The following is a 15,486-nucleotide window of genomic DNA, read 5'->3' as shown; positions in this document are numbered from 1 at the left end:
ATTTACTTTTTAGTGCAAACAACCTGATCTCCAAATTGTAAATTCACTTTTTTGTAGGTCTCTAATTTTTCGTCGTTCATTGCTTTTTTGTAAAAAGCTTTAAAATTGTTGAATTTTAAATCGAGGTTTTCGGCCTTACCCAGGTAAATTTTAAAATCCATTTCCCGCAACTCCAATTCAAATTTTGCTCCCGGCAAACGCCTAATTCCTGTAATATTCCTGGTTAAAAATTCATCATTATGAATATAGGTTACCAATGGAAAAGCCTCTCTTACATTCTCACTACTCATTCCTTCCAATAAAGGCACCCTGGCGGAATAATGTGTAGAAAGCGGCATCACTTCTCCATTTCGGTCTAGATAAAAGGAGGTTTCCCCTACACTTCTACCAATAGGTTTTCGCTGACTTATTTTAGTTTGAAGCTTACCATTTAAGCTTAAAAAAACTTCAGCGTTTTCTATCATATCATGCTGGTTCAACAGCTTTTCTACCCTATTCAAATCTAAAATTTCTTTACCTATCTCTGCCGAGGCTACCTCATTTTGTATCAACAACTTATTAACTGCTTCTTCGGTTACATAAAGGTTCTCACCCATCATAAATTCTACGTGCACTCCATTGATTTTGCGCGCATTATTCCTTTGTTCAGAAAAACCATAAAGGAAGGCCACTAAAACCAACAAAAAAGGAAGCTGTATGTAACTCCATTTAAACTTCATCTTCCAATGCTTTTTTTACTGTTTCTACCTCTTCTCCAATACTACCTGCGCCCATAAGCACTACCACCTCTGGGTTGCATTTTTTTACTTCTTCTGAAATTTCTTTTAGACCTATTATCCTGGCCAAAGGATTTTTTATTTTCTCTAAAAGCCACTGCGAATTAATTCCCGGTATGGGTTCTTCGCGTGCAGGATAAATATCCAATAGCATTACTTCATCGAATACACTTAGACTTTCAGCAAAATCATCAACAAAATCTTTAGTTCTGCTGAATAAATGTGGCTGAAAAACAGCTAAAGCTTTCTTCCCCGGATGCATTTCGCGTATTGCCTGGTGCACCGCGGCAATTTCGGCAGGATGATGTGCATAATCATCTATCAGCACCAAATTATTTGTCTTTATTTTATAGGAAAACCTTCGCTTAACTCCCATAAAGCTATTTAACGCCCTGGCCAGCTCAGTGGTTGGGGAGCCATACTGAATAGCCATGGCCAGGGCGGTAACAGCGTTTAGCAAATTATGTTTCCCGGGTAAATTAAATGTAAAACCTTCTAAAATTCCATGAGGCGTTTTTAGGTTGAAATGATAAGTACCATTGCTTATTTGAATATTGATTACTGAATAATCGGCGTTATCTTCAATACCAAAGGTTTTCCCCTCTAAAGCCAGGCCATTTTTCACAAATAGAGTTCCATCTTTTGGCACCAGCGCTGCAAAGCTTCTAAAAGTGTTTTCAAGTTCTTCTTTTGCGCCATAGATATCTAAATGATCGGCATCCATAGAAGTAATCGCCGCGATATTTGGAGAAAGATGTAGAAAAGACCTGTCAAATTCATCGGCTTCCACAACAATTACTTCATCTCCTCTTAAGATAAGGTTGCTTTGAATATCCTCAGAAATCCCGCCCAAAAAGCCGGTAACTTTTGCTCCCGTTTCTTTTAACAGGTGCCCCAAAATCGCGGTAGTCGTCGTTTTCCCGTGGGTTCCCGCCACAGCAAGGGTTGTTTTTCCTTTGGAAATTAAGCCCAGCACTTCGGCGCGTTTTTTAAAACTAAATTTATTCTGTTCAAAAAACTGAAGCTGTTCGTGCGACTGAGGTACTGCCGGGGTATATACTATAAGGGTCTCTTCTTTTTCTTTAAAACTTGCCGGTACTACGGCTAGGCTTTCATCATAAAATACAGGAATACCTTCGTCTTCCAGGACTTTGCTAAGCGAGGTAGTAGTTCTATCGTAACCGGCAACATTTTTACCCTGAAATTTAAAGTAACGCGCCAGCGCACTCATTCCAATACCGCCAATACCGATAAAATAAATGTTTTTTATGTCTTTTAAATCCTGCATTTATATTTTTTGTCTTAATTGAGACCGAGACCTCACAGGTTTTAAAAACCCGTGAGGTCTAATTCGAATATGCTTTATTTTATTATCAATTTTTCAACTTCATCTACAATTTTAGCTGTGGCATGAGGCAACGCTAATTTCTTAATATTCCTTCCCATTTTTCGCTGTTGCTCATCCGAAGCCATTAATTCCAGAAAAATATTTTTAAACTTTTCATCCAATTCATTTTCCTTCAGCATTAATGCGGCTTCTTTTTTTACCACCGAGCTTGCATTCTTAGCCTGGTGATCTTCGGCAACATTGGGCGAGGGCACAAATAAAACCGGCTTACCCACAATACTTAATTCTGAAACCGTACCTGCGCCAGCTCGTGAGATAATCACATCTGCAGCGCTGTACGCCAGATTCATCTCATTTAAATACAAATGAGTTTGTATTAAAGCCGAATGGTATTTTTTATATTCCTCATAATACAATTTCCCTGTCTGCCAAATCACCTGAATATCTTCTTCCTTAAACAGCTCTAAATTTTCTTCTACTAATTGGTTAATTCGCCTGGCGCCAAGACTTCCACCAAGCACCAAAACAACCTTCTTATCCTTATTCAACCCAAAATGAGACAAGGCTTTTTCCTTATTTTGATCAATTTTTAGCAAATCCTGTCTTACAGGATTACCGGTAATCACCGTTTTATCTGCCGGAAAAAACCGTTTCACCTCTTCATAAGCAGCACAAATTTTATCTGCTTTTTTTGCCAAAAGTTTATTGGTAATCCCCGGAAAAGAATTCTGCTCCTGGATAAGGCTGGGAATTCTCAGGGAACCCGCTACTTTTAGTAATGGTCCGCTGGCAAATCCACCGGTTCCAATAACCACGTCTGGCTTAAATTGTTTAATAATTCTTCTGGATTTTGCGAGACTACTCATTAATTTAAATGGAAACATCAAATTATCTAAACTTAGTTTCCGCTGAATTCCGCTAATCCATAATCCTTCAATTTCATAGCCTGCCTGGGGCACTTTTTCCATCTCCATCCTATTGCTCGCACCTACAAACAATATTTCAGTTTTAGGATTACGCGCTTTTATCTCATTGGCAATAGCGATCGCCGGGTAAATATGCCCGCCGGTACCACCTCCAGATAATATGACACGTAAATCCTTTTTCATTTGTTAATAATCTTGCCCCCTATTGTGGGAATTTATTACAGGAAACTATCATCTCCTGCGTTTTGTTTATTTTTTGCCCTCAGCATTAGTCTGGCTAAATTGCTTCACTTAATATATCTAACGGGTTTTCTTCATCTACCTCTTTTTCTGCTTCCTCCCGTTCTTTCATTTCTTCACGCTTTGCACTTACACTTAGAATTATGCCCAGTGCCATACACGTCATCCAAATGGAGGTTCCACCGCTACTAATAAGCGGTAAGGTTTGACCTGTTACTGGAAATAACTCTACCGCGACCCCCATATTTATTAGCGCTTGAAACACCACCGGTAAACCTACTCCCATAACCAGTAATTTCCCAAAAACCGTATTGGCTTTAGTAGCTACAATCACAATTCTAAAAAGCAACATCAAATAAGCCAGCATCACTCCAAAAGCTCCAATAAGTCCCATTTCCTCCACTATAATCGCATAAATAAAATCTGAAGAAGATTGTGGTAAAAAGTTACGTTGTACACTTTTTCCAATTCCTGTACCGGCTACTCCTCCTGTTGCAATAGCAATTTTCGCTTTCTCTATTTGATAATCTGCCTCGGTATCTTCCCCGTTGGTAAAACTCTCAATCCTATTAGCCCAGGTATCTACCCTATTGGGCAAAACCCCGGGAAATGCTTTGGCTGTTAAAATAAATAAGGTTAACAATAGCAAACCTGCCGCCATGATAATTCCTAGATATTTTATGGGATATCCTCCTAAAAACATCAATACCAGGATCATAGCGAAAATGATTGCAGTTGTCGAGAAATTGGCCGGCAAAATTAGTGATAATACCACACCTACGGGCAACCATAGCGGTAAAATTGACTCTTTAAAGCTAAGATTTTCATTCGTTTTTTTAGATAGGTAACGCGCTACATAAACCATGAGCACAACCGAGGCCAAAGTAGAAGATTGAAAGGTCACCCCTACAACCGGTATCTGAATCCAACGGCTGGCATAAGCACCCTCAATGACAGTACCTTGCGCTACAGTATAGATTAGCAACACAATAATTACCGGCAACAATAATATGGAAAGCCCCCTAAAATAATGATAGGGTATTTTGTGCACGGCAAATAACAGGCAAAAGCCCAAAAGCAAGTGGAAAAAATGCATCACCACATAATGGAACGTGCTACCGTCTCCATATAAATAAGCAAGATTACTACTGGCACTATAAACGGGCAAAAATGAAAATATCGCCAACAGCCCGGCCGTAGCCCAGATAACCTTATCACCTTTAAGATTTGAAAAAATGTTGCTCATTTAACTTCTACTCGATAATCGAGATTTAAATATTTTAAAGTTTATCTCAAAATTAAAAATCTTCTTTTATAATATCTCGTAATCTCTTTTACGAGATAGTTTACTTTAATACTATTTTAGTGACTATTTGCTTTGTAAAAAAGTCTATTCTAACTTCAACCTTTTAAAAAGCCACTTCATTTTAGAGGTTTCTTACTGCCTCTTTAAACTGTCGCCCTCTATCTTCATAATTTTCAAATAGATCGAAACTTGCACAGGCGGGAGAAAGTAGCACCGAGTTCCCTTTTTCAGCAATAGCGTAAGCCATGCTCACCGCTTCGCGCATAGATTGTGTCTCTAGAATGGTATCTACACAATTACCAAAATTGCGAAACAGCTTTTCATTATCTACTCCAAGACAAATAATCGCTTTTACTTTTTCGTTGATAAGTGGTAAAAGGTCATCATAGATATTTCCTTTGTCGGTACCCCCAACTATCCAAACAGTTTCCGTAGTCATACTCTCCAGGGCATAAAAAGTAGCATTTACATTAGTGGCTTTAGAATCATTAATGTACTGTACATTATTGATTTTTAGCACATTTTCCAGCCGGTGTTCTACTCCCTGAAAGCTCTCCATACTCTCACGAATAGTATTTTTTCTAATGCGCAGTAATTTAGATACTGTGGCCGCAGCCATTGCATTTTTTGTGTTGTGTTTACCTTGCAAATCTAAACTTGATGTTGGCATATTAAATTGATCGTTTTTAATGTTGACAATAATATTTTCGTTTTCTATATAAGCTCCGTTTTCCATTTTTTGCTGAAGGGAAAACGGCATTTTTTCTGACTTTATGGGATGATCTTCTAACCAGGACTTAATCAATTCATCATCGAAATCGTAGATGAAATAATCTTCTGCCGATTGGTTTTCTGCAATTCTAAATTTTGAAGCGATATAATTCTCCAGCTTATGTTCATACCGGTCTAAATGATCTGGTGTGATATTGGTTAAAACGGCAATTTCCGGTTTAAAATCCCGTATCCCATCCAGCTGAAAACTGCTTAACTCGAGTACAAACCAATCAGGGGCGGTTTCTGCTACCATTTTTGCAAAACTATCGCCTACATTTCCGGCCATCCCGGCTTTAATCCCGGCATGCTTAAGAATGTGATATATAAATTTTGTGGTCGTAGTTTTCCCGTTACTACCGGTAATTCCAATTATTTTTGCTGAAGTAAAAACAGCCGCAAATTCTATTTCTGAAATTACAGGTATATGTTTTGCCTCTAGTTTTTTAACAATAGCTACAGTATCCGGTATCCCGGGACTTTTCATCACCACATCGGCTTTAAGGATTCGCTCTTCACTGTGCTGGTTTTCCTCCCAGTCCACCTGCAACTCGTTTAGTACCGTTTTATACTTCTCCTTAATCGCTCCTTTATCTGAAACAAAAACATCAAAACCCTGTTTTAAACCTAAAATAGCAGTCCCCACCCCGCTCTCGCCGGCACCGAGAATCACTAAAGCATTCCCCTCATATCTCCCGCAGGAAGAGCGCTTTAGATCTTTAGTATTTTGGTTTTCTTGTGACACAGTTTTAAATATTTGATTAGCTCTTTTAATTCTATCCTAAACCTTACTTATTGATTCCGGATATTATATTTTGCTTCTATCCTGTTATTTGTTATCTATTTTCTTTTCTCTATTTTCTATTTGCGATTCTCTATTCCACTACCTTATCTTCAAGGTGATAATACTTACAATGGCCAGGAAAATTCCTATAATCCAAAACCGAACTACAATCTTACTCTCGTGATAGCCCCGTTTCTGGTAATGATGATGTAATGGCGACATTAGGAAAATTCGTCTTCCGGCACCATATTTCTTTTTGGTGATTTTAAACCATCCCACCTGCAACACCACCGAGAGGTTTTCCACTAAGAAAATTCCGCAGAGAAGAGGAATCAATAATTCTTTTCGGGTGGCGATGGCCATTACCGCTATAATCCCACCAATGGTTAAACTTCCCGTATCGCCCATAAAAACCTGGGCGGGATAGGTGTTGTACCATAAGAATCCTACTAAAGAACCCGCAAAGGCACTTATAAAAATTGTCATCTCCCCAGAGCGGGGGATGTACATAATGTTTAGATAATCTGAGAAAAAAATATTCCCCGAAACCCAGGCAAAAATCCCCAGGGTGAGCACAATTATTGTCGAAGAACCCGCGGCAAGGCCATCTATACCATCGGTTAAATTAGCACCATTGGAAACGGCAGTTACAATAAAAATCACTATGGGTATAAAAATTAACCAGGCATAGTTTTTTAGGGCAGGGTTTATCCAGGTAATTAAACTGGAATAATCAAACTCATTATTTTTCACAAAAGGAATGGTGGTCGCAGTAGATTTTTCTTCTGGTCCCAGCTCCCGTGCATTCTGAAAGGTTTGCACCAATTGTTGCTCTTCCTGCGCCGGTTTGTTTGTCTCCTCTTTTACTGTAATTCCCGGGTGAAAGAACATAGTACCGCCAACAATAAGCCCAAGCCCCACCTGGCCAATAACTTTAAATTTTCCCTGGAGTCCTTCTTTATCCTGCTTAAATGTTTTTATATAGTCATCTATAAACCCTATGGTTCCCATCCATAAAGTAGTGATAATGAGCAGGATCACATAAACATTTTCCAATTTAGCGAACAATAAAACAGGGACTAAGGTGGCAAAAATGATAATAACCCCTCCCATTGTTGGAGTCCCGGCCTTTTCACTTTGTCCTCTTAAACCTAAATCCCGTACGCTTTCCCCAACCTGTTTAGCCAACAAATAAGTTATAATTCTTTTACCGAAGATGGTAGAAATTGCCAGGGACAAAATAATCGCCATAGCAGAGCGGAATGAAATATATTCAAACAACCCTGCACCAGGCACCTGGTAATTTTCATTTAAATATTGAAATAAATAGTATAACATATCTTCGGTTGCGCTTTTTAAAAGCCTGGTATTACTTGTTTAATTGTTTTAAAAACCCGTTCACTATTTTTAGATCATCAAAGTCTTTTCGCTCTCCATTAATCTCCTGGTAGGTTTCGTGACCCTTCCCGGCAATAAGGATTATATCATTTTGCTTAGCCATTTGGCAAGCGGCTTTAATAGCCTGTTTTCTATTGGTTACCGAGGTAACTTTTTTGAAATTTTGCGGTTCTACGCCAGCCTCTACTTCTTCTACAATTTTATCTGGATCTTCTGTTCTGGGATTATCGCTGGTAAAAATCACTTTGGTGCTTAAAGCAGATGCGATATGTCCCATTTTAGGTCTTTTAGTACTGTCGCGATCCCCGCCACAACCCACTACGGTAATTAATTCTTCGTTTTTGGTGCGGATGTTATTTATAGTTTCCAATACATTTTTTAAAGCATCGGGCGTGTGGGCATAATCTACAATCGCAGTGATTTTTTCTTCCGCAGAAATCACATATTGAAAACGCCCGTTAACCGAATTGAGCTCGCTAATTATCTTTAAGCTTTCTAAAGTCTCCAGGCCTAATAATTCTGCAGCAGCATAAATCGCCAAAACATTATAAGCATTAAAAGAGCCTATTAACCTGGTCCAAAGCTCCTGGTCGTTAACTTTTAGCAATAAACCAGTGAAAGAATTTTCCAGGATCTGCGCTTTATAATCGGCGTAAGATTTTAAGGCATAGGTATATTTTTGTGCTTTTGTATTTTGCAACATTACCTGGCCGTTCTTATCATCTGTATTTACCAGCGCAAAGGCCGAAGCTGGCAATTCATCAAAAAACCGTTTTTTCACATCGCGGTATTCAACGAAACTGGAATGATAATCTAAATGATCGTGGCTTAAATTGGTGAAAATACCACCGGCAAATTCGAGTGCTGTAGTGCGATGTTGATCTATTCCGTGGGAACTAACTTCCATAAAACAAAACTCCACACCCTCATCGTTCATCTGCTTTAAATAGGCGTTTATGGTAATAGAATCTGGTGTAGTGCGCACCGCGTCAAAAGCTTTATCTCCTACTTTTACGTTTACGGTAGATAGTAAACCAACTTTAAACCCCGCTTTGGTAAATAGATTGTAGAGCAAGGTTGCGATAGTAGTTTTGCCGTTGGTTCCTGTTACACCAATTAGTTTTAATTTTTCAGAAGGATTTTCGTAATAATTAGCGGCCATAAATGCCAACGCCTGCTGGGTGTTTTTAACCTCAACGTAGGTTACTCCATTCACTATTTGCTCTGGAATTTCTTCACAAATAACAGCAAGTGCTCCATTATTTACAGCCTGTTCAATAAATTTATGCCCATCTGAAATGCTACCTCTAATGGCCACAAAAGCATCGTTTAACTCCACTTTCCTGGAATCAAATTGAAGTTTATTGATACTTACCGAAGTACTTCCTACCACGGCTTCTATCTGCACCCTATATAATATGTCTTTAAAGACTTTCAACCTATATTTAATTTTACCTGTTGATTATTTTTTATTTTCTGTCCTGCTGCCACCGATTGATTCTTCACCCGGCCCGTACCTCTAAAATTCACTTTCAAACCCATATTTTCCAGTAAAGAAACTGCATCCATGGCGGGCATTCCGGTGACATCTGGCATGGTTAGTTTTTCGGCTTCTATTTTGGCATAATAGGTTTCGAAATCATCTATTACCTTTTTATTCTGCACCTCTAAAGACGGCAGGGTATCCATTACAGGGGTATCGGTATATATTTTTTGAGCTATCTTCTTAAAAACGGGTGCCGCAACAGTGCTACCGTAATAACCAATTCTTCTATCTGGTTTATGAATTACCACAATGCAGGAATACTTGGGATCTTCTGCGGGGAAATATCCGGCGAAGGATGCTATATACCTTCCCGGTTCTATCCAATACTCCACCTGGCAGGTTCCGGTTTTTCCGGCCATAGAAAAGTTTGGCGTATATATACCAGAGCCGGTACCTTTCTCTACCGTATTCTTCATGATCTCCTGAAGCTTTTTAGCAGTTTCCGGAGAACAAATTCGCGGGTTCATTACTTCCTTTTCTACTTTTTGTATGGTTTTATCCCATTCCTTTACTTCTTTTATAAAGCGAGGCTTTACCATCTCACCGTTATTCGCAATCGCATTATAAAAGTTCAAAGTCTGCAAAGGTGTAAGGGAAACACCATAGCCAAAAGCCATCCAGGGAAGGCTTAATCCATTCCAATTTTTATCTTTAGGGTGAGGAATCCTGGGTTGCCCTTCTCCTTTTATATTGAGGCCAATCTTCTCATTGAGCCCCATATCATATAAAGTGTTCACAAACTTTGAAGGATTATCCTTATAACCTTCGGTAATAATTTTGGTAAATGCGGTGTTTGAAGAAACCTCAAAAGCACGGGCGGCAGAGATTTTCCCATAACCGCCGCGGCGGGAATCCCGCACCGGTCTTCCATAATACCGCACAACCCCATTTTCTGTATCCAACACAGCACTGGTGTCTATCACATTATCTTCTAAAGCAGCAGTTAACGCCATTAATTTAAAAGTAGAACCCGGCTCGTGAGATTCATAAACCGCATAATTCCTTTTTTCAAAATAATTCCCGTCTTCGGTGCGTCCTAGGTTGGACATCGCCTTTATTTCACCGGTTTTGGTTTCCATCACTACTACGGTCCCATGTTCGGCTTTAAAATCTTCCAGTTGTTTTAACAATGCGTGATGAGCAATATCCTGAATATTTACATCTATGGTAGAAATCACATCATAACCGTCCCTGGGCTCTACTTCGTTATTGTCGCTAATTGGCTTCCATTGGCCTTTGGCAATCTTTTGTTTTAAGCGACGACCATCGGTGCCTCTTAGGTAAGAACTAAAAGCTCCTTCTAAACCAACCCGTGTGAAATATCCATTTTCGTCCTGGCGCTCATACCCCACGGTTCGCTCTCCCATCTTACCTAAAGGATGCTCCCTAACCGTTCTTTGCTCCACGATCATCCCGCCTTTATAAGTGCCAAGATTGAACATGGGAAAAGATTTTATTTTTAAATAATCTGAGTATCCCAGGTTTTCGGTAATCAATAGATAGCGTTGCCCGTTGGCGCGTGCCTGACGTAACCGCTGCGAATAATAAGTAGTCGATCTTCCCAGCATCTTTGATAATTCTTTTGAAAGACCTTTAATATTATTCTGAAAATCTTTATCGGAAACCGTCACGGCATCAAACCTAATATCATATTTAGGTACAGAGGTAGCCAGCAAATTTCCATTGGAATCATATAAATTCCCCCGACTGGCAGGAATTTTAAAACTCCGCACCGTACGTTCTTCGGCAAGCTCCCTGTAATGATCCCCATCTACAAACTGAATATCCAGAAGCTTAATACCCACCGCTATAGCAAATAGGAACATAAAAGCTGCCACGAAGTACAATCTATTCAATATGCCTTTTTCGGTTGTTGCCATTTACTCCTTAATCTTTACTTTAATTTTATACGGCGGATTTTCAGAAGGTAAAACCCCACGTTCTTTCATTTTTTGCGTTATTGTAGATTCCATTTTCACCCGCATTAAAGCAGATCGTCTATCTACAAATTCACTTTTTAACTCCCTCACTTCTTTATGTAGCTTAGCTATTTTATGCACTTTGCGTTCTGCACTGTGGGAACTGGCAATCATAATAATGGCCAGCCCGGTACAAAAAACTATAAACCACCAGTTGTTTTTAGCATCACGACTAATTAAAAAATTAGCTCTTAGTATGTTGTAAAAACCTTTTTTCATCTTTTCCTATTCAAATTTCAGAATACCTGAAATCCACATTATATTTTTTTCGCTATTCTAAGTTTTGCGCTTCTCGCCCGGTTGTTCTCTTTTATTTCTTCGGAAGAAGGCACAATTAATTTTCCTACTTTCTTAAACGGAACAGAAATATTTCCGTAGAAATCTTTTTCTGGCTCCCCTTCAAAAAGTCCGCTTCTTATATATCTTTTCACCAACCGATCTTCCAGCGAGTGGTAAGAAATAAGACTTATTCTCCCATTTTTTACCACCAGGTCTTCGGTTTGCTTTAAAAAATCTTTTAATACTTCCATCTCCTGGTTTACCTCTATGCGAATCGCCTGGTATATTTGCGCCAGGATTTTATTCTCCTTTCCTTTAAACAAATGAGGCTTCAATAATTCGTTTAGGGTTTCACTATTAGTTAAAGGTTCCTGCTCCCGGGCTTCTACGATTAAGTGGGCCAGTTTTGGCGCATTCTTAAGATCGGCATAGGCGTAAAAGATACCCTTAAGCTGTTCTTCTTCATATTCATTAATCACTTCGTAAGCGCTTAAAGCACTATTTTGATTCATTCTCATATCCAAACGCGCATCAAAACGTGTAGAGAAACCTCTTTCAGCTTCATTAAATTGGTGAGAAGAAACCCCAAAATCCCCCAGGATACCATCTACTTTTTTTACGCCATAAAAACGTAAAAAGCGTTTTATAAATTTGAAATTCTCATGGATAAGTGTAAACCTGGGATCTTCAATTTTATTCTGCAACGCATCTTTATCCTGATCGAAAGCTAAAAGCTTCCCGTTAGGCCCCAACCTATTGAGAATCTCCCGTGAGTGGCCGCCACCGCCAAAGGTCACATCCACATACACGCCATCTTCCCTAATATTAAGGCCATCTACAGATTCTTTTAACAAAACAGGTTTATGATATTGCATCTAAATCGTCATTACCCATAACTTCTTCAGCCAATTCTGCAAAATCGTCCTGGCTCTCGTCTATGGTGCTTTCGTATTTCTCTTTATCCCAAATTTCAATAATATTCACAGCAGAAGACAACACGATTTCTTTGCTTATCCCCGCAAATCCAATAAGGTCCCTGGGAATCAACAAACGACCGTTAGAATCTACTTCCACCACTTTTACACCGGCGGTAAACCTTCTTATAAAATCGTTGTTTTTCTTTTTGAAACGGTTTAGTCCGTTTATTTTCTGCATTAAAACATTCCATTCCTGCATAGGATATAACTCTAAACAAGGCTGAAAAACCGAACGTTTTAGCACAAAACCTTCCTGAAGCATAGGCGCAAGCTGCTTTTTTAATGCTGAAGGCACCATTAAGCGGCCCTTCGCATCTGCTTTGCACTCATATGTTCCAATTAGATTTACCACAGTCTTCCTTTATAAAGCCAAATATATTGAAATTTTTACCACATTTTACCACTTTCTACCACTTTGTTAATAAGTTTTCCCATTCTATTTAGCTGAAAGACTTTGCAATAGCGCTATTTGTTTAACTTTCAGAGGCTTGGTTTTTATTGCAATTTTCTTGTTAAAAGTTATAAAAACGGCTAAAAAAAGCATTTTAAAATCACTTTGCTATTTCTTAAAAATGATTATACTTGTAATGAAATCGCTATATTTGCGATTGCGAAACGCAAAGCCAATCAATGAAAAGTAATTTAAGGCAAGAGGGAAAGTTTAAATACCTGGAGCAAGGAGAAGGAACCCCAATAGTTATTTTATACGGACTTATGGGCGGACTAAGCAATTTTGATGGAGTGATAGATTACTTCCCAAAACAGGGTTATAAGGTAGTTATACCAGAGCTTCCTTTATACTCCATGTCGCTATTAAAGACCAGTGTGGGAACCTTCGCAAAATTTTTAAAAGAGTTTATAGATTATAAGGGTTATGAAAAAGTTATACTTCTTGGAAATTCCCTGGGAGGCCACATCGCTTTATTAGCTACCAAATTATACCCCGAAACCGTCAAGGCTTTAATCATAACCGGGAGTTCTGGACTTTACGAAAATTCTATGGGTGAAAGTTACCCGCGACGGGGAGACTATGAATTTATAAAGAAAAAAGCACAGGACGTATTTTATGACCCCGAAGTAGCCACCAAAGAAGTTGTGGATGATGTTTATAAAACGGTAAGTGATCGCAACAAGCTGGTAAAAACCCTTGCCATTGCCAAGAGCGCCATAAGACATAATATGGCTAAGGACCTTCCAAAGATGGAAACTCCAACCTGTATCATTTGGGGAAAAGATGACAATGTTACCCCTCCTGAAGTTGCCGAAGATTTCAATCTATTACTTCCCGATGCCGATCTTTACTGGATTGATAAATGTGGCCACGCAGCGATGATGGAACATCCAGATCTTTTTAATGAAGTGCTGCACACCTGGTTAAAAAAGCGGAATTTTTAAATAGAAAATTATTTTGATATTCCCGGAGTAATGAGGAATTCCAAAAGAGTTAATCTCAAGCAATAAGCTGTTTCCTAATCCATTAGACAACACAAAGCTTAATCAAATTTTACAAAAATGAAAATCAAGTCGGCCGAATTTGTGATAAGCAATGCTAAAGTAGAAAAATGTCCCGATAGCAAGCTACCCGAATACGCTTTTATAGGCCGTAGTAATGTAGGCAAATCTTCTTTAATCAATATGCTTACCGGCCGTAAATCTCTGGCCAAGACCTCGGCGAAACCCGGCAAAACGCAACTTATAAATCATTTTTTAATCAATAAAGACTGGCATTTAGTCGATTTGCCCGGGTATGGTTATGCAAAAGTTTCTAAATCTTCAAAAAAGGTTTTTCAGAAATTTATCACGGCCTACTTCCGGGAACGCAAGCAAATGGTTTGTTGTTTTGTTTTAATAGATAGCAGGCACGCCCCGCAGCCTATAGATATGGAGTTTATGCAATGGCTGGGAGAGAACAACATTCCTTTCAATATCATATTTACTAAGGCAGATAAGCTGAAGCCTAAAGTTTTAGAAAGGAATATAAATGCTTATCAAGATAAAATGCTGGAAACCTGGGTAGCCATGCCAGAATTTTTTGTGAGTTCTGCCAATTCTAAATTGGGACAGGAAGAAATTTTAGAGTACATAGAAGCTATTAACGAAGAATTGAAACCTGAATAAGTTCAGGCAGTCCTGAATTTCTAGTTTCCCAAAATACGTTGTCCTAATTGCCCCAATAACTTTTTAGCGTCGCTGGGTCTTTTTTTGGTTTCTGTTGCTTTTATTTCGCCGTTTTCTTCTTCCAGTTTATAGCTAAAAGCAAAGTCTGCGTTGGTATCTGCTACGGGACTTAAAGTTCCAAAACGTAAGTCATTAAAATACAGATTTCCATCTTTTTTAGAAATAGTGTACCAGCCTTCGGCAATTGCTATGAGTCGGTTAATGTTTCGTTTATCCTTCCAATCTCCCAGTAACTGGTGATTTTTGGGATAAGAAACAAACTGAATAGGTTGCGTATCGAAAATTGAATAATTTCCAATTAAATAGGCATCTTCAACCTCCACATTTGCCGTCCAGAGCATAGCGTTTAAAGGTGACGGTTTGGTTTCAATTTTACGATAGTTGATTTCCTGATTTTCCAGGGCGTCGGTAAATTTATTAAAGGTATAAAGTTTTAATGCCGGCGTGATCAATAACAAATAAATACTACTCACAATTAGCCCGAGATTATTTAATTTTCTTCTTTTTTTAGTGCCCCTTTTTTGTCGCATTGCCAGGATTAGAAAAATCAAAAAAGGCAGCGTGTAAAGTGGATCTATCACAAAAATATTCTTATACGCCAGGCGTGTTTCCAATGGCCAAAACAGCTGAGTGCCCCAGGTGGTATGTGCGTCTAAAAGCGGATGCGTAAAAAACCCCCAAAACATTAACCAAGACCAGTTTTTCCAGGTGGCTATAGATTTTCGCTCAATTTTGGAAATAAGCCAACCAAACACGGGAGCAAACAAGACCGAAAAAACAATAGAATGGGTAAAGCCGCGGTGTATTTCGGTAGCGGTTATGGTATCTGTAAAGGCACTTGCAAAGGTATCTAAATCTGGGATGGTGCCGGCAATCGCGCCATAAAGCATCGCCTTATTTCCTACTTTTTTACCGAGTACAGCCTCCCCTACCGCGGCGCCAAGTACTATTTGAGTTAATGAATCCATATTTTATTTA

The 15,486-nt window shown here is 38.9% G+C and carries 14 protein-coding genes; 2 read left to right on the top strand and 12 right to left on the bottom strand.

Going from position 1 to position 15,486, the window contains the following annotated elements:
• Nucleotides 1-2 precede the first annotated feature (2 nt).
• From BUA71_RS09070 to mraZ, 11 genes are all read right to left on the bottom strand, one after another.
• A complete protein-coding gene (locus BUA71_RS09070; RefSeq protein ID WP_072878898.1) occupies nt 3-719 on the bottom strand; it encodes a cell division protein FtsQ/DivIB in 717 nt (238 codons plus the stop codon).
• Entirely contained in the window at nt 709-2,064 is a 1,356-nt protein-coding gene (murC, locus tag BUA71_RS09065) for a UDP-N-acetylmuramate--L-alanine ligase (protein WP_072878896.1), read from the bottom strand. The genes BUA71_RS09070 and murC overlap by 11 nt, the downstream gene beginning before the upstream one ends.
• Nucleotides 2,065-2,138: 74 nt before the next feature.
• Nucleotides 2,139-3,233, bottom strand: coding sequence for an undecaprenyldiphospho-muramoylpentapeptide beta-N-acetylglucosaminyltransferase (gene murG / locus BUA71_RS09060; protein WP_072878894.1), 1,095 nt, complete (start codon nt 3,231-3,233; stop codon nt 2,139-2,141).
• Between the two features lie 94 nt (nt 3,234-3,327).
• On the bottom strand, nt 3,328-4,536 hold the full coding sequence (locus tag BUA71_RS09055; protein WP_072878892.1) for an FtsW/RodA/SpoVE family cell cycle protein: 1,209 nt from the start codon (nt 4,534-4,536) through the stop codon (nt 3,328-3,330).
• Between the two features lie 181 nt (nt 4,537-4,717).
• On the bottom strand, nt 4,718-6,040 hold the full coding sequence (gene murD, locus BUA71_RS09050) for a UDP-N-acetylmuramoyl-L-alanine--D-glutamate ligase (protein WP_072879101.1): 1,323 nt from the start codon (nt 6,038-6,040) through the stop codon (nt 4,718-4,720).
• A gap of 210 nt (nt 6,041-6,250) precedes the next feature.
• Nucleotides 6,251-7,489, bottom strand: a complete 1,239-nt coding sequence (mraY, locus tag BUA71_RS09045; RefSeq protein WP_072878890.1) for a phospho-N-acetylmuramoyl-pentapeptide-transferase — start codon at nt 7,487-7,489, stop codon at nt 6,251-6,253.
• A 31-nt stretch (nt 7,490-7,520) separates the two neighbouring features.
• On the bottom strand, nt 7,521-8,987 hold the full coding sequence (locus BUA71_RS09040) for a UDP-N-acetylmuramoyl-L-alanyl-D-glutamate--2,6-diaminopimelate ligase (protein ID WP_072878888.1): 1,467 nt from the start codon (nt 8,985-8,987) through the stop codon (nt 7,521-7,523).
• The gene (locus BUA71_RS09035; protein WP_072878886.1) at nt 8,984-10,975 is read right to left on the bottom strand and encodes a penicillin-binding protein; all 1,992 of its coding nucleotides are present in this window, start codon (nt 10,973-10,975) and stop codon (nt 8,984-8,986) included. The genes BUA71_RS09040 and BUA71_RS09035 overlap by 4 nt, the downstream gene beginning before the upstream one ends.
• Nucleotides 10,976-11,293 carry an FtsL-like putative cell division protein gene (locus BUA71_RS09030; RefSeq protein WP_072878884.1) on the bottom strand — a complete coding sequence of 106 codons (318 nt, stop codon included), beginning with the start codon at nt 11,291-11,293 and terminating at the stop codon, nt 10,976-10,978.
• Between the two features lie 38 nt (nt 11,294-11,331).
• A complete protein-coding gene (rsmH, locus tag BUA71_RS09025; protein ID WP_072878871.1) occupies nt 11,332-12,228 on the bottom strand; it encodes a 16S rRNA (cytosine(1402)-N(4))-methyltransferase RsmH in 897 nt (298 codons plus the stop codon).
• Nucleotides 12,215-12,682 (bottom strand): division/cell wall cluster transcriptional repressor MraZ, encoded by a 468-nt coding sequence (mraZ, locus tag BUA71_RS09020; protein WP_072878869.1) that lies wholly within the window; start codon nt 12,680-12,682, stop codon nt 12,215-12,217. The genes rsmH and mraZ overlap by 14 nt, the downstream gene beginning before the upstream one ends.
• A 278-nt stretch (nt 12,683-12,960) precedes the next feature.
• Between mraZ and BUA71_RS09015 the strand changes: the two genes are divergently transcribed.
• Entirely contained in the window at nt 12,961-13,725 is a 765-nt protein-coding gene (locus BUA71_RS09015) for an alpha/beta fold hydrolase (RefSeq protein ID WP_072878867.1), read from the top strand.
• A gap of 117 nt (nt 13,726-13,842) precedes the next feature.
• Nucleotides 13,843-14,448 (top strand): ribosome biogenesis GTP-binding protein YihA/YsxC, encoded by a 606-nt coding sequence (gene yihA / locus BUA71_RS09010; RefSeq protein ID WP_072878865.1) that lies wholly within the window; start codon nt 13,843-13,845, stop codon nt 14,446-14,448.
• Nucleotides 14,449-14,468: 20 nt separating this feature from the next.
• Here the strand turns inward: yihA and BUA71_RS09005 are convergent, their stop codons facing one another.
• Complete coding sequence (locus tag BUA71_RS09005; RefSeq protein WP_072878863.1) at nt 14,469-15,476, bottom strand: metal-dependent hydrolase; 1,008 nt, start codon at nt 15,474-15,476, stop codon at nt 14,469-14,471.
• Nucleotides 15,477-15,486 lie beyond the last annotated feature (10 nt).

Origin of the sequence: Salegentibacter echinorum (genome assembly GCF_900129445.1) — a bacterium.
Taxonomy (GTDB): Bacteria; Bacteroidota; Bacteroidia; order Flavobacteriales; family Flavobacteriaceae; genus Salegentibacter; species Salegentibacter echinorum.
The sequence above is the reverse complement of the archived record's forward strand: the minus strand, read 5'-3'. Positions and strand labels throughout refer to the sequence as shown.